General features: G+C 66.0%; 25 protein-coding genes. 17 read left to right on the top strand and 8 right to left on the bottom strand.

What is annotated here, in order from left to right:
- Positions 1-94: 94 nt before the first annotated feature.
- Positions 95-1,993 carry a translational GTPase TypA gene (gene typA, locus ACQP2D_RS07180; RefSeq protein WP_433682925.1) on the bottom strand — a complete coding sequence of 633 codons (1,899 nt, stop codon included), beginning with the start codon at positions 1,991-1,993 and terminating at the stop codon, positions 95-97.
- A 155-nt stretch (positions 1,994-2,148) separates the two neighbouring features.
- Between typA and ACQP2D_RS07175 the strand changes: the two genes are divergently transcribed.
- Together ACQP2D_RS07175 and ACQP2D_RS07170 are read left to right on the top strand one after the other, a co-directional pair.
- Positions 2,149-2,325 carry a hypothetical protein gene (locus tag ACQP2D_RS07175; RefSeq protein ID WP_085998628.1) on the top strand — a complete coding sequence of 59 codons (177 nt, stop codon included), beginning with the start codon at positions 2,149-2,151 and terminating at the stop codon, positions 2,323-2,325.
- A 67-nt stretch (positions 2,326-2,392) separates the two neighbouring features.
- Positions 2,393-2,689 carry a 4a-hydroxytetrahydrobiopterin dehydratase gene (locus tag ACQP2D_RS07170; RefSeq protein ID WP_433682924.1) on the top strand — a complete coding sequence of 99 codons (297 nt, stop codon included), beginning with the start codon at positions 2,393-2,395 and terminating at the stop codon, positions 2,687-2,689.
- On the opposite strand, the gene ACQP2D_RS07165 is transcribed toward ACQP2D_RS07170, so the two are convergent.
- A complete protein-coding gene (locus tag ACQP2D_RS07165; RefSeq protein ID WP_433682923.1) occupies positions 2,628-3,854 on the bottom strand; it encodes a mannosyltransferase in 1,227 nt (408 codons plus the stop codon). The genes ACQP2D_RS07170 and ACQP2D_RS07165 overlap by 62 nt on opposite strands.
- Before the next feature lie 457 nt (positions 3,855-4,311).
- Between ACQP2D_RS07165 and ACQP2D_RS07160 the strand changes: the two genes are divergently transcribed.
- On the top strand, positions 4,312-5,097 hold the full coding sequence (locus tag ACQP2D_RS07160; protein ID WP_433682922.1) for an Rv1157c family protein: 786 nt from the start codon (positions 4,312-4,314) through the stop codon (positions 5,095-5,097).
- 117 nt (positions 5,098-5,214) lie between these two features.
- On the top strand, positions 5,215-5,592 hold the full coding sequence (locus ACQP2D_RS07155) for a hypothetical protein (RefSeq protein ID WP_433682921.1): 378 nt from the start codon (positions 5,215-5,217) through the stop codon (positions 5,590-5,592).
- A gap of 69 nt (positions 5,593-5,661) precedes the next feature.
- Here ACQP2D_RS07155 and ACQP2D_RS07150 read toward each other — a convergent pair whose 3' ends face one another.
- The gene (locus ACQP2D_RS07150; protein ID WP_433682920.1) at positions 5,662-6,369 is read right to left on the bottom strand and encodes a DUF1906 domain-containing protein; all 708 of its coding nucleotides are present in this window, start codon (positions 6,367-6,369) and stop codon (positions 5,662-5,664) included.
- A 186-nt stretch (positions 6,370-6,555) separates the two neighbouring features.
- The gene (locus tag ACQP2D_RS07145) at positions 6,556-7,683 is read right to left on the bottom strand and encodes a hypothetical protein (protein ID WP_433682919.1); all 1,128 of its coding nucleotides are present in this window, start codon (positions 7,681-7,683) and stop codon (positions 6,556-6,558) included.
- Positions 7,684-8,499: 816 nt separating this feature from the next.
- Here ACQP2D_RS07145 and ACQP2D_RS07140 point away from each other — a divergent pair.
- The 4 genes from ACQP2D_RS07140 to ACQP2D_RS07125 are packed head-to-tail and all read left to right on the top strand — an operon-like array spanning position 8,500 to position 12,053.
- A complete protein-coding gene (locus ACQP2D_RS07140; protein WP_433682918.1) occupies positions 8,500-9,129 on the top strand; it encodes an ABC transporter permease in 630 nt (209 codons plus the stop codon).
- Positions 9,122-10,315 (top strand): ABC transporter ATP-binding protein, encoded by a 1,194-nt coding sequence (locus ACQP2D_RS07135; RefSeq protein WP_433682917.1) that lies wholly within the window; start codon positions 9,122-9,124, stop codon positions 10,313-10,315. Before ACQP2D_RS07140 ends, ACQP2D_RS07135 begins: the two co-directional genes overlap by 8 nt.
- Positions 10,312-11,091 (top strand): ABC transporter permease, encoded by a 780-nt coding sequence (locus ACQP2D_RS07130; RefSeq protein ID WP_433682916.1) that lies wholly within the window; start codon positions 10,312-10,314, stop codon positions 11,089-11,091. The genes ACQP2D_RS07135 and ACQP2D_RS07130 overlap by 4 nt, the downstream gene beginning before the upstream one ends.
- The gene (locus ACQP2D_RS07125) at positions 11,088-12,053 is read left to right on the top strand and encodes a glycine betaine ABC transporter substrate-binding protein (protein ID WP_433682915.1); all 966 of its coding nucleotides are present in this window, start codon (positions 11,088-11,090) and stop codon (positions 12,051-12,053) included. Before ACQP2D_RS07130 ends, ACQP2D_RS07125 begins: the two co-directional genes overlap by 4 nt.
- A gap of 100 nt (positions 12,054-12,153) precedes the next feature.
- Here the strand turns inward: ACQP2D_RS07125 and ACQP2D_RS07120 are convergent, their stop codons facing one another.
- On the bottom strand, positions 12,154-12,813 hold the full coding sequence (locus ACQP2D_RS07120) for a TIGR03086 family metal-binding protein (protein WP_433682914.1): 660 nt from the start codon (positions 12,811-12,813) through the stop codon (positions 12,154-12,156).
- A 120-nt stretch (positions 12,814-12,933) separates the two neighbouring features.
- Between ACQP2D_RS07120 and ACQP2D_RS07115 the strand changes: the two genes are divergently transcribed.
- Positions 12,934-13,905, top strand: coding sequence for a helix-turn-helix transcriptional regulator (locus ACQP2D_RS07115; protein WP_433682913.1), 972 nt, complete (start codon positions 12,934-12,936; stop codon positions 13,903-13,905).
- 105 nt (positions 13,906-14,010) lie between these two features.
- On the top strand, positions 14,011-14,739 hold the full coding sequence (locus ACQP2D_RS07110) for a helix-turn-helix domain-containing protein (protein ID WP_433682912.1): 729 nt from the start codon (positions 14,011-14,013) through the stop codon (positions 14,737-14,739).
- 97 nt (positions 14,740-14,836) lie between these two features.
- Here ACQP2D_RS07110 and ACQP2D_RS07105 read toward each other — a convergent pair whose 3' ends face one another.
- Positions 14,837-16,294 (bottom strand): MFS transporter, encoded by a 1,458-nt coding sequence (locus ACQP2D_RS07105; RefSeq protein WP_433682911.1) that lies wholly within the window; start codon positions 16,292-16,294, stop codon positions 14,837-14,839.
- Positions 16,295-16,369: 75 nt separating this feature from the next.
- Here ACQP2D_RS07105 and ACQP2D_RS07100 point away from each other — a divergent pair, with 75 nt between their 5' ends.
- Together ACQP2D_RS07100 and ACQP2D_RS07095 are read left to right on the top strand one after the other, a co-directional pair.
- Positions 16,370-16,852, top strand: a complete 483-nt coding sequence (locus tag ACQP2D_RS07100; RefSeq protein WP_433682910.1) for a MarR family winged helix-turn-helix transcriptional regulator — start codon at positions 16,370-16,372, stop codon at positions 16,850-16,852.
- A 52-nt stretch (positions 16,853-16,904) separates the two neighbouring features.
- Positions 16,905-17,513, top strand: a complete 609-nt coding sequence (locus tag ACQP2D_RS07095) for a hypothetical protein (protein ID WP_433682909.1) — start codon at positions 16,905-16,907, stop codon at positions 17,511-17,513.
- A gap of 2 nt (positions 17,514-17,515) precedes the next feature.
- On the opposite strand, the gene ACQP2D_RS07090 is transcribed toward ACQP2D_RS07095, so the two are convergent.
- Positions 17,516-18,340, bottom strand: a complete 825-nt coding sequence (locus ACQP2D_RS07090; protein ID WP_433682908.1) for an AraC family transcriptional regulator — start codon at positions 18,338-18,340, stop codon at positions 17,516-17,518.
- Between the two features lie 62 nt (positions 18,341-18,402).
- Between ACQP2D_RS07090 and ACQP2D_RS07085 the strand changes: the two genes are divergently transcribed.
- Both ACQP2D_RS07085 and ACQP2D_RS07080 read left to right on the top strand, forming a co-directional pair.
- On the top strand, positions 18,403-19,314 hold the full coding sequence (locus ACQP2D_RS07085) for a DMT family transporter (RefSeq protein WP_433682907.1): 912 nt from the start codon (positions 18,403-18,405) through the stop codon (positions 19,312-19,314).
- 62 nt (positions 19,315-19,376) lie between these two features.
- A complete protein-coding gene (locus ACQP2D_RS07080; RefSeq protein ID WP_433682906.1) occupies positions 19,377-21,578 on the top strand; it encodes a protein kinase domain-containing protein in 2,202 nt (733 codons plus the stop codon).
- A 660-nt stretch (positions 21,579-22,238) separates the two neighbouring features.
- On the opposite strand, the gene ACQP2D_RS07075 is transcribed toward ACQP2D_RS07080, so the two are convergent.
- On the bottom strand, positions 22,239-22,823 hold the full coding sequence (locus ACQP2D_RS07075) for a TetR/AcrR family transcriptional regulator (protein ID WP_433682905.1): 585 nt from the start codon (positions 22,821-22,823) through the stop codon (positions 22,239-22,241).
- Between the two features lie 79 nt (positions 22,824-22,902).
- Between ACQP2D_RS07075 and ACQP2D_RS07070 the strand changes: the two genes are divergently transcribed.
- The 3 genes from ACQP2D_RS07070 (at position 22,903) to ACQP2D_RS07060 (ending at position 25,317) form a co-directional block, all read left to right on the top strand.
- Positions 22,903-23,328 (top strand): tautomerase family protein, encoded by a 426-nt coding sequence (locus ACQP2D_RS07070; protein ID WP_433682904.1) that lies wholly within the window; start codon positions 22,903-22,905, stop codon positions 23,326-23,328.
- A complete protein-coding gene (locus tag ACQP2D_RS07065) occupies positions 23,328-24,458 on the top strand; it encodes a zinc-dependent alcohol dehydrogenase (protein WP_433682903.1) in 1,131 nt (376 codons plus the stop codon). Before ACQP2D_RS07070 ends, ACQP2D_RS07065 begins: the two co-directional genes overlap by 1 nt.
- A gap of 346 nt (positions 24,459-24,804) precedes the next feature.
- Positions 24,805-25,317: a hypothetical protein gene (locus ACQP2D_RS07060; protein ID WP_433682902.1), complete on the top strand. Its 513-nt coding sequence runs from the start codon at positions 24,805-24,807 to the stop codon at positions 25,315-25,317.

Genomic DNA, 25,317 nt, shown 5'->3' with positions numbered 1-25,317 from the left:
CACGCGTCGTATAGCCCCCGTGCTCACGTGCCGCACTCTACTTGGCCGCGCGGACGCGCGGCCAAGCAGACCGATCCGATAGAGGCCCATGCCTTTACAGCGCGGCCCGGTCCCGAGCCTTCCGTCGCGACAGCTCGCGCCCACGTTCGGTGGCGCCCAGGATGACCTTGCGCACCCGGACGATCTCGGGCGTGACCTCGACACATTCATCGGCGGCGCAGAACTCCATCGCCGCCTCCAGGTCGAGTTGCAGCGGCTTGGCCAGCGTCTCCATCACATCGGCGGTCGAGCTGCGCATATTGGTCAGCTTCTTCTCGCGGGTGACATTGATATCGAGATCCTCGGCGCGCGGGTTGATGCCGACGACATGCCCCTCGTAGGTGTCCGCACCCGGCTCCACGAAGAACTGACCGCGATCGGCCAGCTGGATCATGGCGAACGGGGTCACCGAACCGGCGCGGTCGGAGACCAGCGAACCGGTGTGGCGGGCCCGGATCTCCCCGGCCCATGGCGCGTAGCCGTGCGAGACCGCGTTGGCGATACCGGTGCCGCGGGTTTCGGTGAGGAAGTCGGTGCGGAAGCCGATCAGGCCCCGCGAGGGAACGATGAACTCCATCCGCACCCAACCGGCGGCGTGGTTGTTCATCTGCACCATCTTGCCCTTGCGCGCCGCGAGCAACTGGGTGATCGCACCGAGGTACTCGTCGGGGCAGTCGATGGTGAGCTCTTCATAGGGCTCGTGCACCTTGCCGTCGACCTGCTTGGTGACCACCTGCGGCTTGCCGACGGTCAACTCGAAGCCCTCGCGGCGCATCTGCTCGACCAGGATGGCCAGTGCCAGCTCACCGCGACCCTGCACCTCCCAGGCGTCCGGGCGGCCGATATCCAGCACGCGCAGCGAGACATTGCCGACCAGTTCGGAATCCAGGCGCGACTTCACCATGCGGGCGGTCAGCTTGTGCCCCTGCACCCGGCCGACCAGCGGCGAGGTATTGGTGCCGATGGTGACCGAGATGGCGGGCTCATCGACGGTGATGCGCGGCAGCGCCACGGGATTGTCGAGGTCGGCGAGGGTATCGCCGATCATGATGTCCGGAATGCCCGCGATGGCGACGATGTCACCGGCCACCGCGACCTCGCCGGGCTGACGCTCGACACCGATGGTCTGCAGCAATTCGGTGATCTTGACCTGCTTGATGCCGTCGGCGTGCATCCAGGAGACGTTCTGCCCCTTGCGCAGCTCACCGCTGTAGATGCGGACCAGCGCGAGACGGCCGAGGAAGGCCGAGGCGTCGAGGTTGGTGACATGCGCCTGCAGCGGCGCGGCCGGATCGCCCTTGGGCGCCGGGATGTTCTCCATCAGCACGTCGAACAGCGCGTCCAGATTCTCCGCATCCGGCGCGCTGCCGTTCTCGGGACGTTCCTTGGACGCCTTGCCCTCCCGACCGGAGGCGTAGAGGACCGGCAGGTCCAGCGCGAGTTCGGCGGCCTCCGCGGCCTCGTCGTCCAGGTCGGAGGCGAGGTCGAGCAGCAGATCGTGGCTCTCCTCGACGACCTCTTCGATGCGCGCGTCGGGACGGTCGGTCTTGTTCACCACCAGGATGACCGGCAGTTTCGCGGCCAGCGCCTTGCGCAGCACGAAGCGGGTCTGCGGCAGCGGTCCCTCGGACGCGTCGACCAGCAGCACGACACCGTCGACCATGGACAGACCGCGCTCGACCTCACCACCGAAATCGGCGTGGCCGGGGGTGTCGATGACATTGATCACGGTGACCGAACCGTCCTGGTGATGCCGGTGCACCGCGGTGTTCTTGGCGAGAATGGTGATGCCCTTCTCGCGCTCCAGGTCACCGGAGTCCATCACCCGGTCGACCGGCTCGGCTCGCTCGGCGAATGCGCCGGACTGGCGCAGCATGGCGTCGACCAGCGTCGTCTTACCGTGGTCGACGTGGGCCACGATGGCGACGTTGCGAAAATCGCGTGCAGACGACACGCCTCAATCCTCCTGCTGTTGGGTGTAGATTCCGGCCGACCCCTGCAAACAGGTGGAGAATCGATACTCACCGAGCATTGCGGCCAGCTACACACAGTACCGGTATCCGGGTGCACCGCCGACCAGGAGTTCCGCTAAGGGTATGCTAACCAATCATGGGCAAGGTAAAGGCTAAGAAGGTTTCGAGCCTCAAACCCAAGAAGAAGTGCTGTCGCAAGAAGACGCGCTGCTTGAAGTGCCCCGTTGTCATCATGCGGATGAAACGCCTGGAAGCGGCCGGTTGCTGCGGTAAGGAACTGAAGAAGGGCCTGAAGAAGGCCCGCGCCGCCTGAATCGACGATTTCGCCACGCCCCTGGGATTTCCGGGTGCTTTCGTCGTGCCCGGGGTACAACTCGGATATGAGCGCTCCCAAACTAACTGAGGCAGAACTCACCGAAGCTTTGACCCAACTGCCGGACTGGACCCACTCCGGCGACACCATCACCCGCACCGTCGAGGCAAAGACCTTCCCCGCGGGCATCGAACTCGTCCGGCAGGTCGCCGAAGTCGCCGAGGCGGCGAACCATCATCCCGATATCGATATCCGCTGGCGTCGGGTGACCTTCACGCTGTCCACCCACGACTCGGGCGGACTCACCGCGCTGGACGTGTCGCTGGCTCGCGAGATCGATCGGCTTGCGGCGCAATCCGATTGACCAGACGCCCGGCCCACGTCACCCAGACATAGAAGACCAGTACGCCGAGCACATCGACGGTGCCGAGCCAGGACAGCACCCCGGGCCGCGAGATCGTCCAGATCGACGGCTGGGCGAACGACAGCACCCATGGCACCCCGATCACTGTGGTGACCAACCAATAGCCCGCGAGTATCCGCGCGCCGGGCGCCTGCCGCAGCGGCCCGTACACCAGCCACAGCACCGTGGGTAGCAGCCATACGAAGTGATGCGACCACGAGATGGGCGACACCATCAGCCCGAACAGCTGCACGATGATGAGGGTGCCCAACCGGTCATCGGGACCCAGCGCGCGCCAAGCGAAGAAGGCCAGTACGGCGACCACCGCGACGGCCGCCAGCCACCATGGTCCGGATTGGACGTCATGGCCGAGCAGACGACTCAACGCACCGCGCAGCGACTGGTTCCAGACCGAGCCGACCGGACCGATCCGGTCGGCGTCGCCGAGCAGGGTGCCGAAGTACCGCTTCGCCTCCTTGTGGTTGATCAGGAAGCTGACCCCGACCGTCGCGCCGAACACCAGAGCCGACCACAGCGCGGTGCCCCAGCGTCGCCGGGCCACGAAGTACAGACCCGAAATCGCCGGCGTCAGTTTGATTCCCGCGATCACGCCGATCAGCCCGCCGGATAGCCACCAGCGCGAACTGCGCACCGCGAGCATGGCCCCGAGCACCAGGAAAACATTGACCTGGCCGTAGTCGATCGTGGTCCGCACCGGCTCCATCCAGATGCCGATCGCGGTCCACCAGACGGCGGCGGTGCGCCACTTCGGCTCGCGCATCCGGTCCTTGCCGAGGATCAATTCGAAGGCGATCCACACCACGACGAAGAGCGCGGCGACAATGGCCAGCAGCCAGAGCACCGCGATCACCGTGAACGGCAGATAGTGCAGTGGGAAGAAGACCAGCGCCGCGAACGGCGGATAGGTGAACGGCAGCGGGAAGTCCGGGGTCTTCTCGGCGTAGGTGAAGTCGTAGAGCCGGTCGGTCAGCAGATCCGCCGAACCGTCGACATAGACGTGCAGGTCGACGAGATTCATCCCGTTCTTCGACAGCAGCATCCACAGCAGCCTGGCCAACACGGACAGACCGAGCACCGGTACAGCCAATCGGAGGCTTCGGTTCAATTCGCAGGCTTTCGAGTCGGTTCCGGGTCGTCGGCCTGGTCCCGCGAGGTTCGGGCATTCGGCGTCGGAGAGCTGGAGGCTGTGACTACATTAACCGTCGTCTCGAGAGATCCCACCAATCCCCTGGACTCCGACGCGACCGGCCGAACCGACCTGCGTCTCATGCCACCGAGCGTGCGGCCGAGCCGAAATGCGGTAGTTTGCGTAGCCACAGCGCGCCCTACATACCAATGAACACTGATAACATTTGCATCACCTTTCGCTCTGGTAACAGCAGACGGCATTACCGTTCGATAACACTGATCGTCCACAACAGAAGTAGGGGCTTGTCGGCTGTACAAGATGGCGATCATGTCCCTAGAGTGACCCCGAAACGATGGCTTTTTGCATCGCTCCTGTGATGTACCCGAGGTTAAGGACGGCTAGACCAGTGCTTCGCACCCGAGGATCGCGGATAATGTTGTCCGCGCTCGCCATCGCAGCGAGCGCTTCGCTCGCCGCGCCGTCGACGGCAGTCGCGGCACCGGCCCCCGCACCCGTCGCATCGAGGAACGCCATTCCCATGGTTCCCGAGGGCGTCCCGATCGATGTGCTCGCCGCCTTGGCCCCGGCCATTGTCGGCGCCATCGCCGGACCGGCCGATGCCAAGCCGGTCGCCGATGCCAAGCCGACGGCGGATTCGCCGAAGAGCGCCATTCTCGATCAGGCGCGTGCCCTGCTGGCGACGCTGAACCTGCCACCGCAGATCAAGTCCACGCTGGAACGGATCATCACCTTCCTGGACGGCAGCGGTGGCGGCGGCCCGGAGGTCCCGCAGGGTGGCCCGGCCATCGCCCAGTTCTTGTACCCGAGCATCGGCAAGGGCTGCATCGGCCCCGGCGCCGACTCGGTCGGCACCGCACTCGCCGTCCCCGGCCCGGCCACGCTGCCGCCGCCGGGACCGCAGGCCGGACAGACCGGATTCGTGTTCACCGCACTCGGCACCAAGGGACCGACGCCGGACCAGAATCCGCCGATGACGGTCCAGTGGCTGAACCTCGACACCCGTCAGTCCGGCGTCCAGCCGCTGACCGATGAGGCGAAGATCAACCCGGACGGTCCGGCCACGCTCTCGGCGATCGTCAACACCGGCTCGGGCCGGGTTGTCGCGGTCGTCGGTGGTTCGCTGACCACCAAGGCCGAGGACGCCGACCCGCGAACCTGCTCGTTCCTGCCGATGCTGGGTTTCTTCACCGTCGCCTGATTCTTCCCGCGAAGCCCGGTGGCCCGAACAAGGCCACCGGGCTTCGCTGCTATCGACACATCGTATGAATCGTCGCGATAGCGCGCCGTCGGGAAAGGACTGTGGTAGACCAAAGCCATGGCGACTGTCGATAACTCGCTTCGGTCCCGTTCCGCGATCCACCCGGGTCATTCGATCCGGAGCAGGCGTTCGCGCCGTTCGATCCTGTCCTTCCGCTCGGAAGGCTCGATCCTGTCCATCGGCTCCGCCTACTCGATCCTCTCGATCGGTAGCGTGGGCTCGATCCTGTCCATCGGCGCTGTCGGCTCGTTCGGCTCGGTGATCTCGTCGTTCTCGATCGGCAGCCTCGGCTCCGCCTTCTCCGGCATCTCCCGCTGGTCGCTGTTCTCCTGGCGCGGCGACCACGAGGCCCCCGATAACCGCCCCACCCTGCGCGTCGTCCCCGACGACGAACCCGAACTCCGCGTCGCAGCTACCGGCCACTGCCAGACGTAGTTCGATCGAGACCAGGTGGAATCGCATCGGCCCGGGTAGGCCCGCGGTTCCACCTGATCTCGGTCCAGTTCACCACTGGCCGTATTCGGCGGCCAGGATGTTGTTCACGTCGACGCCGATGCCATCGATGGCGCGCTTGTCGATCTCGATCTGGTGCAGATGGGCGGATGGGTGTACGAAGCCCTTCGGTGTGCCCCAATTGTGCTGCCAGTACCAGGAACCCAGGTCCGCGGCCCGAGCCAGCTCGATGGTCGGTGAGTTCGCGTAGATACCGACGTTCTGCTTGCCGATCACCGACTCCCAGCCCAGGATGTACGGCGCGATCATGGTGGCGAAATCGACCGGTGTCGGATTGTCGTCGATGGAGGCGTAGATCGGGTGGTTCTCCGGGCCGCCCGCGGCGAGGTGCAGTTCCAGACCGCGTGTCGCGTGCTTCTTGCCCGCCTCCATGCCACCGCGCCAGTCGGCGGTCGCCCCCTTGCCGAACTGGTAGTTCGACACGATCGTCAGACCCGCGGCATGTAGCTGGTCGACCTCGTCGGCGCGCAATGGCTTACCCGCCATCCATTCCGCACCGGGGCGGCGATCCGACACGTAGCGGATGACGCCGAGGTGACCGTCGTCTCGAATGGCGCTGGCGGCGGGTATGCCGCCGGCGTAGTCGACGAGCGTGCCCAGCACACCGGCGGCCGCGGCGCGGGGTGCGGCGATGCCGACGGCGGCGGCCGCGGCGGTATAGGCGAATAGCTGGCGGCGAGACACAGAGATGGAACGCATCGCAGGACTCCTTACGCGCAACCCCAACCATGGACAGGACAGGTAGCGTGCCCGGCGCACCTTCCCCAAGGTCAATTTGCGCGCCGGGAGCCTCGAACGTGCACTAATTTCACCATATTCACATTGGAACCGCCAGGCCCAATGGAAACATGAATCACATTCGCCACATGCGTTAAGTGAGCCGGTCTAGGCGATGCCGTCGATCCGTGCGGCCACGTCGATGGTCCGGCCCGAAGTGTCCGTGAGCTCCTCGCGCACCACCCCCGTCACCTGCGCGATGACCTGCTTTTTGATGCCGGCGAGCGCACCGAGCGTCGCGGCCCGCATGCCGTGCGCCTTGAACTCCAGTCGCAGGTCATCCGGTGCGGGCGGCGGCACATCAACGACGATCAGCAGTGGATCGGCCGCCCGCGCGGTCAGCACCAGCGGAATCTCCACATCCGCGCGATAGCGGTTGGCCTTGAGCACATCGATGGTGATGTCCAGGCTCACCGGCAGCGTCAGGTCGAAGGCCACCGGCTCGTCGGAGCGCACCGCCAGCTGTGGCTGTCGGACATTGCCCTGCACTGTCACCGTCGCGGAGTTGCGCGGCCCGGTGCGCAGCGGTCCGATCTCGATCGGACGGCCCGCTATCGGCTCGACGAATTCGAAGACCCGATCGCGGGTCACGATGCGCGAGAAGAACTGATGTCCGAACTCGTCGTAGCCGATCCAGTCGAAAGCGGCCCGCGTCGCATACGCGGAGCGGACGCCGTTGATCATGGCCTCGACGTCGAAGACCCGGCCGCGCCGGGCCTGCGGATCGGCCAGCATCACATTCACCCGATTGGCGACCTCGCGCTGCACCACCCCGGCGATCGGATCGAGCAACCACTCCCAGGCGGCATCGATGGCCCGGGCGCGCAGCACAAAGCTGACGTCGCGGGCGGTGATCGGCGGGATATCGATCACGATGAGCAGCGGGGCGGCGGTGCGCGCGTGCAGGATGAGGTCGATTTCGGCGACCGCCTCCAGCCGCATCTTGCGGCCGCCGAGGATGACCTTCACCGCCATCGACAGCGGCACGGTGACCTCGAATGTGACGTGCGGGCCATTGCGCAGAATGGCCGGTTTGCCCACCTTGCCCTCGGCGACGAATCCGGCCAGCCCCGCCGGCCCGAGGGAAAATGGTCCGATGGTCACGCCGCGTCCGGTCATCGCCGAGACCGCCGCCTCGATCCGCTCCGCCGTCACCGCGTGGGTGACGAATCGTTCCCCGAAATCGGCATAGTCGATCCACTCCGGATCGTCGATCGTTTCCTCGGTCGGCAGCATCAGAGTTTCCGAAACCCTTACCTTTCAACGGACACCCGACACGGTACGCGACGCGGATTTCGGGGAGGTGGGGCCGATGCGCCCGATCCAGGGGTCCCTGTCCTGCTGATGAGGGGGTAGCAGGACAGGGACCGAACGACGGCGCTGCCGGGCGCCGCCGAGTCAATGGTAAGTGCTGGCGCAGGACCCGCCGACAGTGCACACACACCGGGCGGACCGGCTCAGCCGCAACACTATTCACAAACGGCCGAATCCGACCACCCCGGGTGCCTCGGCCAGTGGGAAGCGGTGGATCGAGACCTCGCCGAACTCGTTGCCGCCGATGGTCGTCACGGTGGTCTGATCGGCCGCGAGGACGATATTCGCGTACTGACCAAAGGGGCTCTATTTACTGTAAAGCAGCACGTCACCGGTGTGTAGCCGATATACCGAACCGATCGGCACGAAATGGTGCGCGCCCCGCACCGCCATGTTCCGCTCCGACGTGACTCCGCCGCTCCTCCCGAACGCGGCGCCGACTACCGCCCCTTGCTCAGCAGGACGAACGGGGGTGCCTCCCGGTTCCCGCGACAACGCGGCTTCCCGGATGTGCCGATCGTTTCTCGAGCAGGCAACGGATCGAACCCGCGCCGCCGCGCCGAATGGTTGTTTCAACGGGTCGAGTGCGGGGCAGTCTCGTCGAAGGCATAGCGGCACTTGGCCATTGCCGTCGGAGCCGCGCTAGCCGATTCTCGTCGCGGTCGAGCGGCCGACGCGATAGTCTGCGAGGACACCGGGCGACGGGGAGGTACGGCCCTGGACACACTGTGGACGTTCATGGTGCATCGGCGCACACAGCTGATCACCGACTCGTATCTGCACGTCTCGGCGGTGGTGCAGTCACTGCTGCTCGCGACGATCGTCGCCGTCCTGATCGGGGTGCTGGTCTATCGCAGCCCGATCGGTTCCGCGGTGGCGACCGCGCTGGCCAGCGCCATTCTCACCGTGCCGTCGTTCGCGCTGCTCGGGTTGCTGATTCCGTTCCTCGGACTCGGTGTCGGCCCGACCATCACCGCACTGGTGCTCTATGCGCTGCTGCCGATTCTGCGCAACACCATTATCGGGCTGGCCTCGGTGGATCCGGCGATCGTCGACGCCGCACGCGGGGTCGGCATGAATCGGCTGCGGGTGCTCGCGCGCATCGAACTGCCGCTGGCCTGGCCATCGATTCTGACCGGTATGCGCGTCAGCACCCAGATGATCATGGGCATCCTCGCCATCGCCGCCTATGCCAAGGGGCCCGGACTCGGCAACCTGATCTTCTCCGGCCTGGCCCGGCTCGGCAGCCCCAACGCGGTGCCACAGGCGCTGGTCGGCACGATTTTGATCGTCGTGCTCGCGCTGCTACTCGACGGGGTCTTCGTCATCGTCGGCCGTCTCACCACCTCTAGGGGAATCCGTGACTGATACCGAAACCCGCGGCGACAGTAGGGCATCGGCGGTATCCGGCGTCGAGATCGTGCTCGACGCGGTCACCAAACACTATCCGGGCCAACGTGATCCGGCGGTCGACAGCGTTTCGCTGACCATTCCGGCGGGCGAAATCGTCGTCCTCGTCGGGCCGTCCGGCTGCGGTAAGACCACCACCATGCGGATGATCAACCGACTGATCGAACCGACTTCGGGCACCATTACGATCGGCGGTCGCGACGTCACCGGTGTGAATCCGGACCAATTGCGCAGGGGCATCGGCTATTCGATCCAGCAGGCCGGGCTGTTTCCGCATATGACCGTCGCGAAAAACGTTGCGACGGTGCCGGGCCTGATCGGCTGGGACCGCGAGAAGGTCGCCGCGCGGACCGATGAAATGCTCGATCTGGTCGGCCTGGATCCCGATACCTACCGCCACCGCTATCCCAGGCAGCTATCGGGCGGTCAGCAACAGCGCGTCGGCGTGGCCCGCGCGCTGGCGGCCGATCCGCCGGTGCTGCTGATGGACGAGCCGTTCGGCGCGGTCGATCCGATCACCCGCGGACTGCTGCAGGACGAACTGCTGCGCCTGCAATCCGAACTGGGCAAGACCATTGTCTTCGTCACCCACGATTTCAATGAGGCGGTCAAGCTCGGCGACCGAATCGCGGTGCTGGGCAACGGATCCCGCATTCTGCAGTACGACACCCCGGCGGCGATCCTCGCCGATCCCGCGGATGAGACGGTGGCCGGTTTCGTCGGCGCGGACGCCTCACTCAAACAGCTCACCCTCACCCGGGTGCGCGACGTCGAACTCGGCGATTGCCCGACGGCCGTCGAGACCGATTCGGTCGATAGCGTCCGCGCCGCGCTGGCCGGACGCGATTGGCCATGGGCACTGATTCTCGACGCGCAGCAGCGGCCACTGCGCTGGGTGTCGAGCGAGCAACTGGCGCAGGCGAATTCACTGCGCGACAGCGGATCACCGGTCGGCGAGCAACTGTCGTTGCAGTCGACATTGCAGGATGCGCTGGAGGCTCTACTCGCGGAGCAGACCGCGACGGCGGTGGTCACCGGCCGCCGCGGCGAGTACGCGGGGCTGATCACGATCGATACGCTCGTCGGTCATCTGTCGGCTATGCGCGCAACGCATGCGGGCGCGGAGACGGATGCGCCGATATGACCACGGCAATCACCGCACCGCCCAGCACCTCACCGACGACACTGCGTCGGGCCGAACGGATTCGGCTGCTCGTCCAACCGGCGCTCGTGCTGGTGCTCACCGCGGCCGTGCTGGTGTGGGCGTTTCGGCGCGATCTCACCGTCACCCAGCAGGCCAGCATCAGCGTATCCAATATCGCGAGCGTCACCTGGCAGCACGTGCTGATCACCGCGACGGTGGTGGTGATCGTCGTCGCGGTAGCGGTACCGCTGGGCACGCTGCTCACGCGGCCCGGATATCGCCGTCTGGCACCGCTTTTCGTCGGCATCGCCAATATCGGTGCGGCCGCGCCGGCCATCGGGCTGATCGTGCTGTTCTACCTCGCCACCCGCACCACCGGGTTCTGGATCGGAGTCGCCCCGATCGCGTTCTATTCGCTGCTTCCGGTGCTGCGCAATACGATCCTGGGCTACCAGCAGGTGGACAGCGCCGTCATCGATGCGGGTCGCGGCCAGGGCATGTCGGCGCTGACGGTATTGCGCCGCATCGAATTTCCGCTCGCCATTCCCTACATTCTGGCCGGGCTGCGCACCTCGCTCGTGCTGGCCGTCGGTACCGCGACGCTGTCGTTCCTGGTGAGCGCGGGTGGTCTCGGCATTCTGATCGATACGGGCTACAAGCTGCGCGATAACGTCACGCTGGTGGTCGGGGCCGTACTGGCGGTCGCGCTGGCACTGCTCGTCGACTGGCTGGGGGCATTGGCCGAACAGTATCTGGGGCCGAGGGGGTTGAAGTGAGGGCAGGGGTACTGGCCATCGCGGCGGTATTCATCGTGGGCGCCTGCGGATTACAGTCCGGCAGCTCGGTACCGCTTCGGGTGGGTCCGGGCAGTATCCGTCCGGTACCGGAACTCGACGGTGTGGCGATCACGGTGGGCTCCAAGGATTTCACCGAGCAGAACATCCTCGGCTACATCATCGAATTCGCACTGTCCGCGGCCGGTGCGCAGGTCCGCGATCTGACGAATATCCAGGGCTCCAATAGTGTTCGCGACGCGCAGTTGCACGGACAGATCGATATCTCCTACGAGTACACCGGCACCGGCTGGATCAACTATCTGGGCAATGAGAAACCGGTCCCGGATGAGGTCGGTCAGTTCGAGGCGGTTCGCGACGCCGATCTGGTCGCGCACGGCATCGTATGGACGGATATGGCGCCGATGAACAATACCTACGCGCTGGTGATGAGCGCCAACACCGCGAAGCAGACCGGAGTTGTCACGCTGTCCGACTATGCCCGGCTGATCAGCACCGATCCCGATGCCGCCGCGACCTGCGTCGGCACCGAATTCAATGTGCGCCAAGACGGTTATCCGGGAATGGCGCGCAAGTACGGGATCGATGTCGGCAGGGTGCACAAGCAGATCGTGCAGGACGCGGTGGTCTATCAGGCAACCGCGGATGCCAGGCAGTGTCGGTTCGGTTCGGTCGCGGCAACCGATGGCCGCATCCCGGCCCTCGGGCTGGTACTGCTGAAGGACGATCTCGGCTTCTTCCCGAAATACAATGCGGCGCTGGTCATGCGGAAATCCTTCGCCGACGCCCACCCGCAGGTCGCGGTCATCATGGAGCCGATCTCCAAGAAGCTGACCAATGCGGCGATCACCGAATTGAACCGGCAGGTCGATGTCGAGGGGCGCGAACCTGCCGAAGTGGCACGGGATTGGATGGTCGCCGAGGGCTTCGTCACCGCTCGCTGACCGAGCGAACCGGCCTGAGCGGGCACGCTTCGCGTGAATGCGGCAGATATTGCCCGCTTCGGCGAAGCTGTGCACGCTCAGGCCCGATTCGGTGGCGGGACTATGCCCGCGGGTCGCGACCCAGGTAGCGCAGCAGCTCATCGACCACCGTGTCGCCCGACTCACGGTCGACGATCGCGGCGTACGCACCCCACTGACGCAGCGGCTCAATGATTTCCGCCTCCGGACCGCCACCCGGGGCCGGGTTCAGGGTCCGCGCCGCGGTGAGCAGGTGGCCGGCGAGTTCATCGTTCAACGGGGACGCCTGCCCGGTCGCGATGGCGATATCCCAGGCGTGCACGGCGGCGTCCAGTGCGCACATGACCGCGGCCACCGGAGTCGGCAGCGCGCCGTGCGGCAGCGGGGTGGGGACGGTCTCGGTCTCGTCGGTGACCGTGGCCCAGGCGGCTTCGGTCTGCTCGATCGCATCCCGCACCAGAGCGGCGGCGGTGCCTTCGAGCGCGCCGGAGGGGGCGAAGGGGTTGTACGCGGGCCCGTTTCCGATGCCGAGCGCCCTGGCGAAGGCGAGCTGATCACCCGCGGCGTGCTGAATCACCTGCGTGACATCCCATTCCGAGCACGGGGTCGACAGCTGCCACTGATCGTCGCGGGTGCCGGCGACGACCTCGGTCAGCGCGCGGTACGAGGTGGCGAGGACATCGCGCCAGACGGGGCGCAGGGTCGCGGTGGCGTCGACGGCGGCGGTGGTGCTGATGCTCATGATGGGCCTTTCGGGCTGTGCTGTGTGCTTCTTGCTGATGTCACCAAGCCTATGGGGCTATTAGGCTAGTTTCGTTCCTAATACATCCGCTTCGTGCAAAATAATTTTCGGGAGGCGACGGTGGCGGCCACCACAATGCGAGTCCTGCGCTTGCTATCCCTGCTGCAGGACCGCGCCCATAGCGGCCGTGAGCTGGCCGAACGGCTGGGTATCACGGATCGCACGCTGCGCAACGACATCCAGCGACTGCGCGAACTCGGTTATCCGGTGCATGCCGAACGCGGCGCGATCGGCGGCTACCGACTCGGCCGTGGCAGCACCATGCCACCGCTACTGCTCGATGACGATGAGGCGGTCGCGGTGGCCGTGGCGATCGGCCTGGCCGAGGACGGTTCCACCGGCATCGCCGATATCACCGACAATGCCGCCCGCGCGCTGGCGAAACTCGAACAGATCCTGCCGAAGCGCTTGCAGCGCAAGGTCACCGCGTTGCGCAACGCCACCGCGATCGGACCGGCGACCACCGGCTCACGCGAACCGGATGCCCCCGTCCCCGCCGCCGTGCTCACCGCTCTCGCGGGTGCCATCCGCGATGGCGCCACCGTGCTGGTCGGCTTGGATACCAACGCGGACAAGGAAATCGAGCCCTACCGGCTGATCAACTGGCAGCGCCGCTGGTATCTGGTCGCCTATGATCTCGAAACCCATTCCTGGCGGGCGATTCCCGTCGCCCAGGTGCGGCGTGCGGTGGCGGGCTCGCGCCGCTTCGCCGCCCGGTCGCTGCCCGATGAGGACCTGGTCGCCTTCGTCATGCGCCATATCGCGACCACCGGCTGGAAGGTGCAGGCCAGGGTCACGGTGCTGGCCCCCGCCGAAACGGTGATCGCGCGCATCAACCCGGCCGTCGGCGTGGTGGAGGCCGTCGATGCCGAAACCTGCGTCCTGCTGACCGGTGCGGACGCGCTGGAGACCATTGCCATCTACCTGAGCATGCTGATGATGGATTTCCGGGTCGACGGCCCGCCCGAGCTGGTCGCGCATCTGCGCACGCTCGCGCGGCGATACACCGAGTCGGTGGCACTGGCGCCCTAAGGTTTTCGAACGTCGTGGCGACTTTTGGGTCGAAGTCAGGTTGGTGCGTGTATCTGAACGGGGGGATCAGCTCTTGATCCCGAGGGAATCAGGAGGTACATCACCATGACGGATACCCGCCCTTCGATCGCCAGCTATCTGACCGAGCGCCGTGAAATGGCCGGTCTGTCCCAGGCCGCGATGGCGGTGGCCACCGGACTCCCACAAACGGTGATCCAGGATTTCGAACAGGGCGCGGCCGTGCCAACGTCGGCAACGCTGGGTCGGTTGTTCGACGCGCTGGGCGTACCGGTGTTCTTCCGTGACCACATCGTGAGCCTCACTCAGGCGAGCCAGTTTCCGGACACCTTCGGCCCTGTGCCCAGCGTGCCGCTGCCGACCGATCTGCGCACCTTGCGCAGCATCGCCCAGCCCGCCTGGTTCCAGATCGTGCCCTCCTTCGATCTGGTTGCCGCGAACTCCGCTTACCTGCGGCTATGTCCCGGGCTCGAGCCCGGCGGGAATATCCTCGAGTGGACAATGCTGAATCCGCAGGCCAGACAGGCCGTGCACGAGTGGCACAAGGAAGCGCATCTGATGATCTACGCGCTGCGGATAATGGCGCCGGGCCTGGTGCCGCGCGAGCGGCTGGACAAGATCATCTCGGCGTGCCGGTCGGCGCCGGAGTGGGAGCAACTGTGGCTCACCGATGTGGCACCGGCCGACATCGCCAGGCCGTGGATCCACGTGCGCGATCCGGCGCGTGGCGAACTGCGCCGAATGACATTGAACGTCTTCATGTTCGAATTTCCGCGGCGGCCGTGGTGGATGTACACCCTGGTGCCGATCGACTGAACCGACCGAGCGCCCAGGGTCGCCCCGACGACAACGGGACCGATCCTCGCCGTTGAGGATCGGTCCCGAGGGCCGTTCGGGCGCACTCGCCCGAAGATCAGGCGTGCCCCGCCTTATCGGCGGCATCGGCGGCCTTGCGCATCGGAATGACCAGCGTGAGCACGATGGCGACCAGGGCAGCCGCCGTGGCGATGAGGAAGGTGGTGTGGAAGCCGTCGCGCGACGGGAGCACGTGCGGACCGAGCTGCATCGTCATATGCGCCAGCACCACACTCATCACGGCCGAGGAGGTGGAGGTGCCGATCGAGCGCATCAGCGAATTGAGGCCATTGGCCGCCGCGGTCTCGGTAACCGGGACCGCGCCCATGATCAGCGCGGGCATCGCGGCGTAGGCCAGGCCGACACCACCCGCGACGATCATCGCCGCCACCATGAGCTCCCAGACGCTGTTCATCAGCACCACGGCGCACAGGTAGCCGACCGCGATCACCGCCGAGCCCAGCGCCAGCGTGACCTTCGGGCCGCGCGCCGCGGACAGTCGCGCGGAGACCGGCGACAGCAGAATCATCACGAATCCGGTTGGGGCCAGGGCCAATCCGGCATTGACCATGGACAGGCCGAAACCGTATCCGGTCTGCTCCGGCGCCATCATCAGCTGCGGGAAGGTCAGCGACATGCCGTAGAGCGCGAATCCGACCGCGATGGAGGCGGCGTTGGTGAACAGTACCCGCGGCCGCGCCGAGACCCGCAGGTCGACCAGCGGCGAGCGCTGCTTCAGTTCGAAGAAGCCCCAGATCAGGAACACCACCACCGACAGCGCGAACAGGCCGAGAGTGCTCGCACTGCCCCAGCCCCAGTCCGCACCCTTGGTGATCGGAATCAGCAAGGCCAGCAAGGCGATCGACAGTCCGACCGCACCACCGAAATCGAACCGCGCGGGGGTCCGCACCGGCGACTCCGGCACGAAGACGAAAACCAGTGCGGCACAGACGACACCGAGTCCGGCCGCGGTCCAGAACAGCATGTGCCAGTCCGCGTTCTGCGCGATCGCCGCCGCCAGCGGCAGGCCGAGCGCACCGCCGACGCCGAGCGTCGCACTCATGATCGCCATCGCCGAACCCACCTTCTCGGCGGGCAGTTCGTCGCGCATGATGCTGATGCCGAGCGGGATCGCACCGACGGCCGCACCCTGCAGCGAGCGCCCGATGATCTCGGGAACCAGCGAGGAGAACAGCGCGCAGACCACCGAACCGGCGACCAGCGACACCAGATTGGCGAACAGCACTCGGCGCTTGCCGAACATATCGCCGAGGCGGCCGCTGATCGGGGTCGCGACCGCACCGGCGAGCAGGGTGGCGGTGATCACCCAGGACGCATTCGACGCCGAGGTGCTCAGCAGCGTCGGCAGCGTGGGAATGATCGGAATGACCAGCGTCTGCATCAGCGATACGACCACACCCACCATGCCGAGGGTCGCGATGAGCAGGCCGGATGCGGGACGACGCCGGGCGTCGTCCGCGGTGACGGTCGGAGACGCGTCGGCTGCAACAGTCATAAATGTGTAAGGTACACAGCATATGTATCGTGCACAATTTGCTATCGACGTGATTCAGGCGACATAGTGTGGGCCATGCCCGAACCAGGTCCCACGGATAACGATGCGCTCACCCGCCTCGTCTTCGAGTTGACCCTGCTGTCCCGGCACTTCCCCGCCTCACTGCTGCGGCGGCCGGGATTCCAGCTCGATCGGTCGGCCTATCTGATCCTGACCAGACTGGAGATCGATTCCCCGCTCAGCCTGCGTGAGCTGTCGGAGGCCTTCCAACTCGATATCTCCACCATCAACCGCCAGGTCGGCGCCATGTTGAAGCAGGGTCTGGTCGAGCGGGTGCCCGATCCGGAGGGCGGTATCGCCCGCAAGATCCGAGCCAGCGCCAAGGGCCTGGAATTGGTCGCCGCCGATCGGGAGCAGAGCCACGACGGCATCGGCGCCGTCGTCGCCGACTGGAATACCGCCGATATCGTGCAACTGAGCCTGCTGGTCTCCCGGTTCAACGAGTCGATCGAGCACATCGAAGACAACCCGTGGCCACGCCCGCCACATGCCAGGTAGCGCGCGGCCCGCACGGTCGGGCAATATCGCTGCGGTGAGGTTCGGGTTCGGGATGACCGCGATAGCGCTGCTCTTGGCGTCCCCGCTCGCCTCCGGCTGCGGACTCAGCACCGAGACCGACGAATGGGACGGCTGGACGGTGACGGTCTATTACACGGCGGTCGAGTCCTATCACTCCGGACCGACCGAAACCGTGCGCGGCTGCAGCGATCTCGAATGCACCGACGCCAATATCGAAATCGGCCCGCTACCAGAGGCTTTCGTCGATGTGGTGCGCGAAGAGGGCGCGGGCCGGATCACCAGCGGCGACCATGCCGGCGCATATCTGAACTGGTCCTACGATGTCGGCTTCTGGCTCGATACCGAACCGCGCGATACCAGCGGCGAGGCGCTGCACCCGTTCGAGAGTGCGGCGGCGGACGAACTCGAGCCCGGAACTCGACTGCGGCTCACCGGTTGTGGGACCGTCGATTTCGAATCCGAAAGCGCGTGTAGCAGATTCAGCGCCGCCACCTGGACGATCGGCGACGAATTCACGCCGGGTCTCGGCGGGCCGCGCCATCTGGACGTCTACGTCGGCGAGGAGAACTCCGACAGCTTCACCGAGGGGCCGGATTTCGTGACGTTCGTCAACGCGACGCTCGAACCCGTCGGCTACTGAATTCATCCGGCCGCGAGGTAGACGCCCGGTGTGATGCCATAACAGCGCCGGAACCAGCGGGTCAGATGCGCTTGATCGGCGAATCCGGCGGCTACCGCCGCCTCGCTGATCGGTTGGCCGGCGGCGATCAACCGACGGGCGGCACGTAGTCGGAGCAGTCGTTGGTATTCGCTCGGCGCCAGACCATAATTGGCGCGGAAGGCGCGGTACATAGCGAATCTGCTGCATTCGGTCGCCTCGGCCAGATCATCCATGGAAATGGGATCGAGATAGCGATCGTGGAGTACGGCACGGACCCGCCGCGCGATATCGGCTGCCGAACCGGATTGCACAACCGATGCTTTCGTTGGCGTGGTGGTGCCACGCTGCACCAATGCGGCGACCGATGCGGCGAGTGCCTCGTCGGCGGCGAGTTCGGTGGCTGGCCCGATCAGACTCGCGCACAGCCTGCCGAGCGCGAGCGACAGCAGCGGATCAGGCAGGACCGGATCGGCGAACAGCGGCAGACCGGTCGCACGGCCCGCCCGGTCGGTGAGCAGATCGGTGATCAACTCGGATCCGATATGGGCGATCCAGTAGGTGAATCCGAGTTCGGTCGTGCTGTGGCCGTCGTGTGGCTCGTCCGGATTGAAGGCCATCACCATGCCCGCCGTGCTGGTGCGCGTCGCGCCGCGGCAGTGGAAGGTCTGCGCGCCGAATTCGGTCAGGCCGAAGGAATACGTTTCGTGACTGTGCGGGTCGTAGACGTGGCGTTCGAAATGCGCGTGCATGACCTCGACGGGCCGATCGGTCATCCGCCGGTACTGGACCCATTCGTGCTCGGTCACCGATCCATTGTCGCCGCACCAGCGTTCAAGACTCGCTCGCGGCCCCCGCCGAGTATTGATCCGTGCGTATCCGATTGCTTTTGGTCCTGGTCATGGCGTTGTGGGGCAGTGCGTTCGCCTCCTCGAAGCTCGCGGTGCACGAGGTACCGCACGCGGTCGCGGGATTCCTGCGATTCCTGATCGGCACGATCGTGCTGCTCATCGTGCTGCGCGCACCGCGGCTGCCCGTCGCCGACGCCGCGCGCGCCGCCGGGCTCGGGCTCATCGGTGTGTTCGGCTACAACTTCCTCTTCTTCCTCGGGCTTTCGCTGGCGCCCGCGGCCGATGGGAGCGTGATCGTGCCGATGGCCGCGCCGATTTTCACGGTTGCCGTGACGGCATTGTTCGGGCGTACCCGGCTGCCGCTTATCCGGATGGTCGGGCTGACCGTCGCCATCGCTGGCGCGGGTGTGTTCTTCCTCGGGATTCCGGCGAGCGGATCCCATCGGCTGCTCGGCGATCTCGTCTTTCTCGCCGCGGCGGCCTGCTGGGCGAGCTATACGATTTTCGGGGCGCCGTTGTTGTCCAGGCTCTCGGCCCCGACTGTCACGGTGTATGCCACCGCTGCGGGCACGCTCGCGCTCGGGTTCGCTGCCGCGCCGGATCTCTCCGACGTCGCGTGGTCCGAATTGGATTTCGAATTCTGGCTCAACCAGGCATATCTCGGGATGCTGCCCACCGCTCTCGCCTATGTCCTCTATTACCAGGCGGTGCGTCAGGTCGGTGCGGCCACCGCGTCCGCGGCGATATTCCTCGTCCCCGCGTTCGGGCTCAGCTGTGCGTGGATGCTGCTCGGGGAATCCATCTCCGCTGTTCAGGGCCTCGGTGCGGCGCTGATGTTCATCGGCGCTTGGCTCAATACCCGCACTCCCGAAGCCGGGCAGGCCGACAGCACGCATACCGGGCCGGACCGCCTGGTCCCCGCCGATCGATAATGCTGCGCCCCATGTGAAACAGGCATGTCGCGTGGGTGCGGCAATGCACATAGGCTTGCGCAGTGATTTCCGGGCGGACAGTGGTCGACGGGCGTTTCGAGTTGCTCGAGCCGCTCGGCAGTGGCGGGATGGGCACGGTGTGGCGCGCGTACGACCTCGCGCTGCATCGTGAGGTCGCGCTGAAAGAGGTACGGGCAGAGGCCGACGATTCGAGCCGCTCGCCCGGCGTGCACCGTGAGCGGGTGCTGCGGGAGGCCAGGGCGCTGGCCCGAATCGGCCATCCGAACGTCGTTGCCATTCACCACATCGTGGATTCGGCCGCGGTGGCACATCCGTGGATCGTCATGGAACTGGTTCGCGGACAGAGTCTCGCCGACCATCTGGCCAATGGACCGCTGCCGCCCACCCGAGTGGCGCACCTCGGCCGCGGCATACTCGCCGCCCTGCGCGCCGCACACCAGGTGGGTGTGCTGCACCGCGATATCAAACCCGCGAATGTGCTACTGCGCGAAGACGGTTCACCGGTATTGACCGATTTCGGCATCGCCGCGATCAATGGCATGACCGCATTGACCTCCACCGGCAGTGTGGTCGGCTCGCTGGACTATGTTGCGCCGGAACGACTCAGCGGTCAGGAGGGACATCCGGCCTCGGACCTGTGGTCGCTGGGTCTGTTGCTGTATGTCGCGGTGGAGGGATTCCACCCGATGCGGCGCGAGTCGACCGTCGCCACGCTGGCTGCCGTCATCAGAGGCGAGGTGCCGCCGCCGCAGCGTGCCGAGGCTTTGACCGCCGTGCTCACGGCGGTGCTCGTGCCCGATCCGAGTCGTCGGCCGACCGCGGAGCAGGTCGACCGGATGCTTGCGCAGGCGGTTGGTTCGGGAGGGGCATTCGGTGCGCCGGGAGCCTTCGATACACCCGCACCGGGCGATTTCCACACTCCCGGTGCGGGCAATGCTCCGGGCGCGGCCGCGTTCGATACTCCCGGCGCTGCTGGCGCGTTGAATAGGGCTGGGGCAGCTGATCTACCTGGTTCATTCCATACTTCCGGGCCGGGCGATTCGCCGCCTATGATCAACACTCCCAGCCCTGTCAGCGCATCGGGCGACTTCAATACACCCGGTGCGGGCAATGCTCCGGGAGCAGCCAGTTCACCGACTGTCTTCGACACACCTGCCGCAGCCGATGTGCCAGGTGCGTTCAACACACCTGGGGCAGTCAACTTCTCGGGCGCAGCCAGTTCACCGACCGTGTTCGACACACCCGGCGCAGCCGATGTATCAGGTGCGTTCAACACACCTGGCCCAGTCAACTTTTCAGGCGCAGCCAGTCCACCGGCTGCATTCAATTCACCCGGCGCAGCCCACGCACCGAGTGCATTCAACCCACCCGGCGCAGTCAACTTTTCGGGCTCAGCCAGTTCAGCGGGTGCGTTCAACACACCCGGCGCGGTCCACTCTCTGGGCGCAGCTAGACCGGGCGCGTTCGATACCCCTGGGGCGTTCAACACGCGTGGTGCAATCAGCTCGCACGGCCCGGTCGGCACGCCCCATGCGCACGGCGGCCTGCGCAACTCGGCTTCCACGCCCCATGTGGCCACGAAGCATCCTGCGCGCAAACCATTCTCGCGCGGGGTGGCGATCGGGGTCGCCGCCGCCGTTGCAGTCGCTGCCGTAGTCGCCACCATTGCGATCGTGGCGCTGCGACCCGATGCGACCACAAGCCAAGCCATTTCGAGTACACCGCCAACCACCGGTAGCCTTCCGCCCACGACCCGATCCGCAGGCCCGACGTCGGCACCCGTGACCGGAAACTCCGTCGACCTCCTCACCCCGAGCGGTATCCGCCAGGCCATCGCCGCACTCGAAAAGGCTTCCGGCAGTGAGGAATTCAACGAGGCGACCTTCTACCCGACCTATGCCAACGTCGGCGCACCGGTCAAGGACAAACCCACCCTCTTCGACCTCTTCGTCTACCGTGACGGAACCGCTACTCGAAAGGGAGCAGGCGGCCCGCTCTCCGGCCACGCCACGGTCAAACTGAACTCGATCAACTGGGACATCCTCCCGCCCCTGCTCCGCACCGCCGAGGAAAGCCTCGGCATCCCCACCCCCACCCTGCGCTACGTCATCGTCGACCCATCCTGGACCTTCAACAACGACCAGCCGACGGTCATGGTCTACCTCACCGACGACTACGGCGGCGCCTACCTAGCCGCCAACACCGACGGCTCCGTAGTAACGATGTACCCCCGAGGCCGGTAACCCCCACCCAAATCCGGAACCTGCTCAACTCCACCAACTTTCACCCTGGTTACACGAAATCCCAGGCACCCAACCAAAATTGGGTGCCACAGCGGAGCCGGACAACGTCAGGTATTCATACCAGGAAGAACACACCGCCCATCGACCCCAATAGTCCCGATAACCATCCCATCCGTCATCGTGCAGAAGCTACCAACAGCAACACACTCCTGATTGGTATTCATAACCATATTGTCCCCACACGGCGTACCAGGATCATCCGCCGCGGCCAGCACACCCCCAGCCCCCAACACCACCCCAAATCCAGAAGCAGCGATAGCAAGAAAATGCGAAAAACGGAGCATGACAAATCCTCCAAACCAAATTACGCACACTGATTGCTTCTATTAACACCCCCAGAATCACCCATAGGCCCCATCAACCGAGAACCCACCCCGACCTGCAAGATCATACTCCCGAGCCCCCCAATTGCCCACACCCGAACACCCACAAAGCCAATTCCCCGGCGAGAATGTGCTGGTGCAGATGCGCTCTCGACGTTTACCTGCATGAGCGCATGGCGATCGCTTGTCCAAGGGGCTGGTCCCCTGGTTTGTGCGGCGTTTCGGGCGCTGGGGCGTTCCGCTGGACGATTACGATCAGGTCCCTACTGTTACCGGACTAGTTTTCGGTTCGGTCGGTGACCGCGCGGACTACATTTTCGAGGGCGTCTGCGGTTTGGTCGAGGGGGTGGGTGCTGCGCTGGGCTCGGCACATCGCGACGGTGCCTTCGATGGCGGCGACGATGAGGGTTGCGGTCCGGTCGGCGGCGGATTCTGTTGCGCCGTGGGTGCGTAGGGATTCGGCGAGTAGCGCGGTCCAATGGTCGAAGGCGGCGGCGGCTGCGCGCCGGGGTTCATCGTCGTCGTCGGGCTGGTCCTCCACGGAGACCGCCAGCACCGGGCAACCGGCCCGAAAGTCGCTGTCCACCACTACCTTTCGCCACATCGCCACGAACGCGCGTAGCCCGGCAACCGGGCCGGCGGGCAGCTCCTTGACCAGCTTGCGCGCGGCCAAGCCGTCGGCGAAGCGGACCGCCTCGGCGGCCAGCTCGGACTTTCCGCCGGGGAAGTAGTGGTAGGTCGAGCCGAGTGGGGCGCCGGAGTGCTTGGCCAGCTCCCGCACACTGGTCGCGTTCAGCCCGCGCCGCCGCAGCATATCGGCCGCACCGGCCACCATCCGATCACGCGCGTCCGACTGCGCCATCGAGCACCTCCTTGACCATAACGACTGTCATAGCGTACCGTCCCCGACCTATAACAGTCGTTATAACGGAGGTGTTCCCATGCCGATGATCCAGCTCACCCTGCCCGCAGGCGTGCTGTCCGCCGATGCCCGCAGCGCATTGCAGAAGACCCTCGCGACCACCTTGCTCACTTGGGAAGGCGCACCGGACACCGCGTTCTTCCGCGCGCAGGCCTGGTGCCGGATCGACGAGGTTCCCGAGGGCGCGTTCGGCACCGCCGAGGACGATCTGCCGCGCTTCCGGGTGGATGCCACCGTGCCCGATGGAGCGCTGTCCGAACGGCGCAAGGCGGGCCTGATCCAGCAGGTCACCGCCGATGTGCTCGCCGCCGCGGGGCTCACCGATGCGGACGGACTGCGGGTCTGGGTGCTCATCCACGAACAGCCCGAGGGCACCTGGGGCGCCGCGGGCAATATCGTCCGCTTCGCCGAACTGAAGGCGCTGGCGGCCGGGGCACGCGCCTGATGCGGGAACTGCAACTCGTCCGCGCCCGCCACCTCGAATGGCGCGAACGGCCCGACCCGGTGCTGCGGGGACCGCGGGATGCGATCGTCCGCCCGTTCGTCGCGGGGCGCTGCGACGGGGACACCCTCCCCATCCACCGGCACGTTTCCCGCGCCATGCAGCTCGGTATCCGGACCGGGCTGATCGACCCGGTGGTCGCGAGCATCTGCGGGGATGTTCCGTTCCAAGGACCGTTCGGCATCGGGCACGAATGCATCGCGGAGGTCATCGAGATCGGCGCCGAGGTCACCGGCCTGGCCCGCGGCGATTTCGTGGTCGTGCCGTGGGCGGTGTCCTGCGGCGAGTGCCGTGAATGCGAGCGCGGGCTCACCGCCAAATGCGCGACCACCCGGACCGGCACGCTGGCCGCATTCGGATTCGGACCCGCCAGCGGCCCATGGGGTGGCATGGTCGCCGACCGGCTGCGCATCCCCTACGCCGACCACATGCTCGTGCGCCTGCCCGCCGGACTCGACCCGCTGCGGGTGGCCGCCGCCAGCGACAATCTCGCCGATGCCTGGCGCTGCATCGTCGGCCCGCTGGCCGAACGTCCCGGCGGATCCGTACTCGTTCTCGCCGGTGCGGCCCAGAGCATCGGGCTCTACGCCGCCGGCCTGGCGGTCGCACACGGCGCCGAGGTCGTGGACTACGTCGATCACCGGACCGAACGCCTCGCGATCGCCGAAAAGCTCGGTGCCCGAGCACATCCGGTCAAGAAGGGAAAACTCCGCCGCGCGGACCTGCCGTCCCGCCGCTACGACATCGTCGTCGAAGGCACCTCCACCGCCACCGGTGTCGACGCCGGACTGCGCGCACTACAACCGGGCGGTATCTGCACACCGGTCGGCTACTACCTCCCACCCGGCACCAAGGTGCCACTGATGCACATGTACGCGAACGACGCGACATTGAAAATCGGTGTGTCCCACGTACGTCCGATACTTCCGGATCTACTCGACTTCGTCGCCCACACCAACTTCCCCGCCGAAAACGTCACCACCCTGCTCGCGGACTGGGACGACGCCCCCGACGCCTACCGCGCCCACACCACCAAACTCGTCCTACACCGCCAGCCACTCGGCACCAACTGACCACCCGTCCGGTCCACCGAAATACTCACAGAACCAGCGCAACCTACTGCCGCGGGTGGCGAACATCCAGAACTGCCGCATGCCACCTCAGAACGGCCAGCTGCCCCGAACGACTGAGCCCCACCCAGAACCGAGGGTGGGGCTCAGTGCTTTCGCGGACCACATCGTCGACCCGGATTGCTGTGTCATCGCGGGCCGCCAGACGCCGATGACGTTGCCGCCCATGCGCCGGAGGCGGATGCGAGAAAGCTTGCGCGACAGGCCACATCCGCGACAACGCACTGTAGGCGACTACGCTCACCCGCAATATCGGCATAGGTCACGTGATCAACGAGGGGAAGGCGTAATGGAGGATCTCGCCGCGCGATTCGAGGAGCTGAGTCGCCTGGTACCGATCCCCTACCCATGGGACATAACGGAATACATCGCGCGGGTGGCAGAGTACCGGGGACGGCCGATCACGTTGTGCCCGATCGACGTCGGCGCACTCTCGGGGAACGGATGCGGCACCGGAAGTGGCCTGTGGATTGCCCGGGAAGGCGATGACGTGATCATGTACGGGGCCGACTCCGAATGGCATGCCGATCACATCATCGCCCATGAGATCGGTCACATGCTGCTCGGCCACGGCGGGACCGCGAGCGGTCCCGGTGGTGCCGCGGCTGATCTGCCGTTGCGCGAATTGATGCCCTCGCTGTCGCTGGAAACCATCCGCAGCGTACTGCGCCGCCAGGACTACGGCAGTGCGCGCGAGCGCGCCGCCGAAACCTTCGCCGACCTGCTGCTGGTCGAAGCGATGCTGCCGAAGCGGTCGGCGAGCCGGTTCCGCTCGACGTTCTTCCGGAACCGGCATCGATGA

Source organism: Nocardia sp. CA-119907 (genome assembly GCF_050955995.1).
Classification (GTDB): Bacteria; Actinomycetota; Actinomycetes; order Mycobacteriales; family Mycobacteriaceae; genus Nocardia.
The sequence above is the reverse complement of the archived record's forward strand: the minus strand, read 5'-3'. Positions and strand labels throughout refer to the sequence as shown.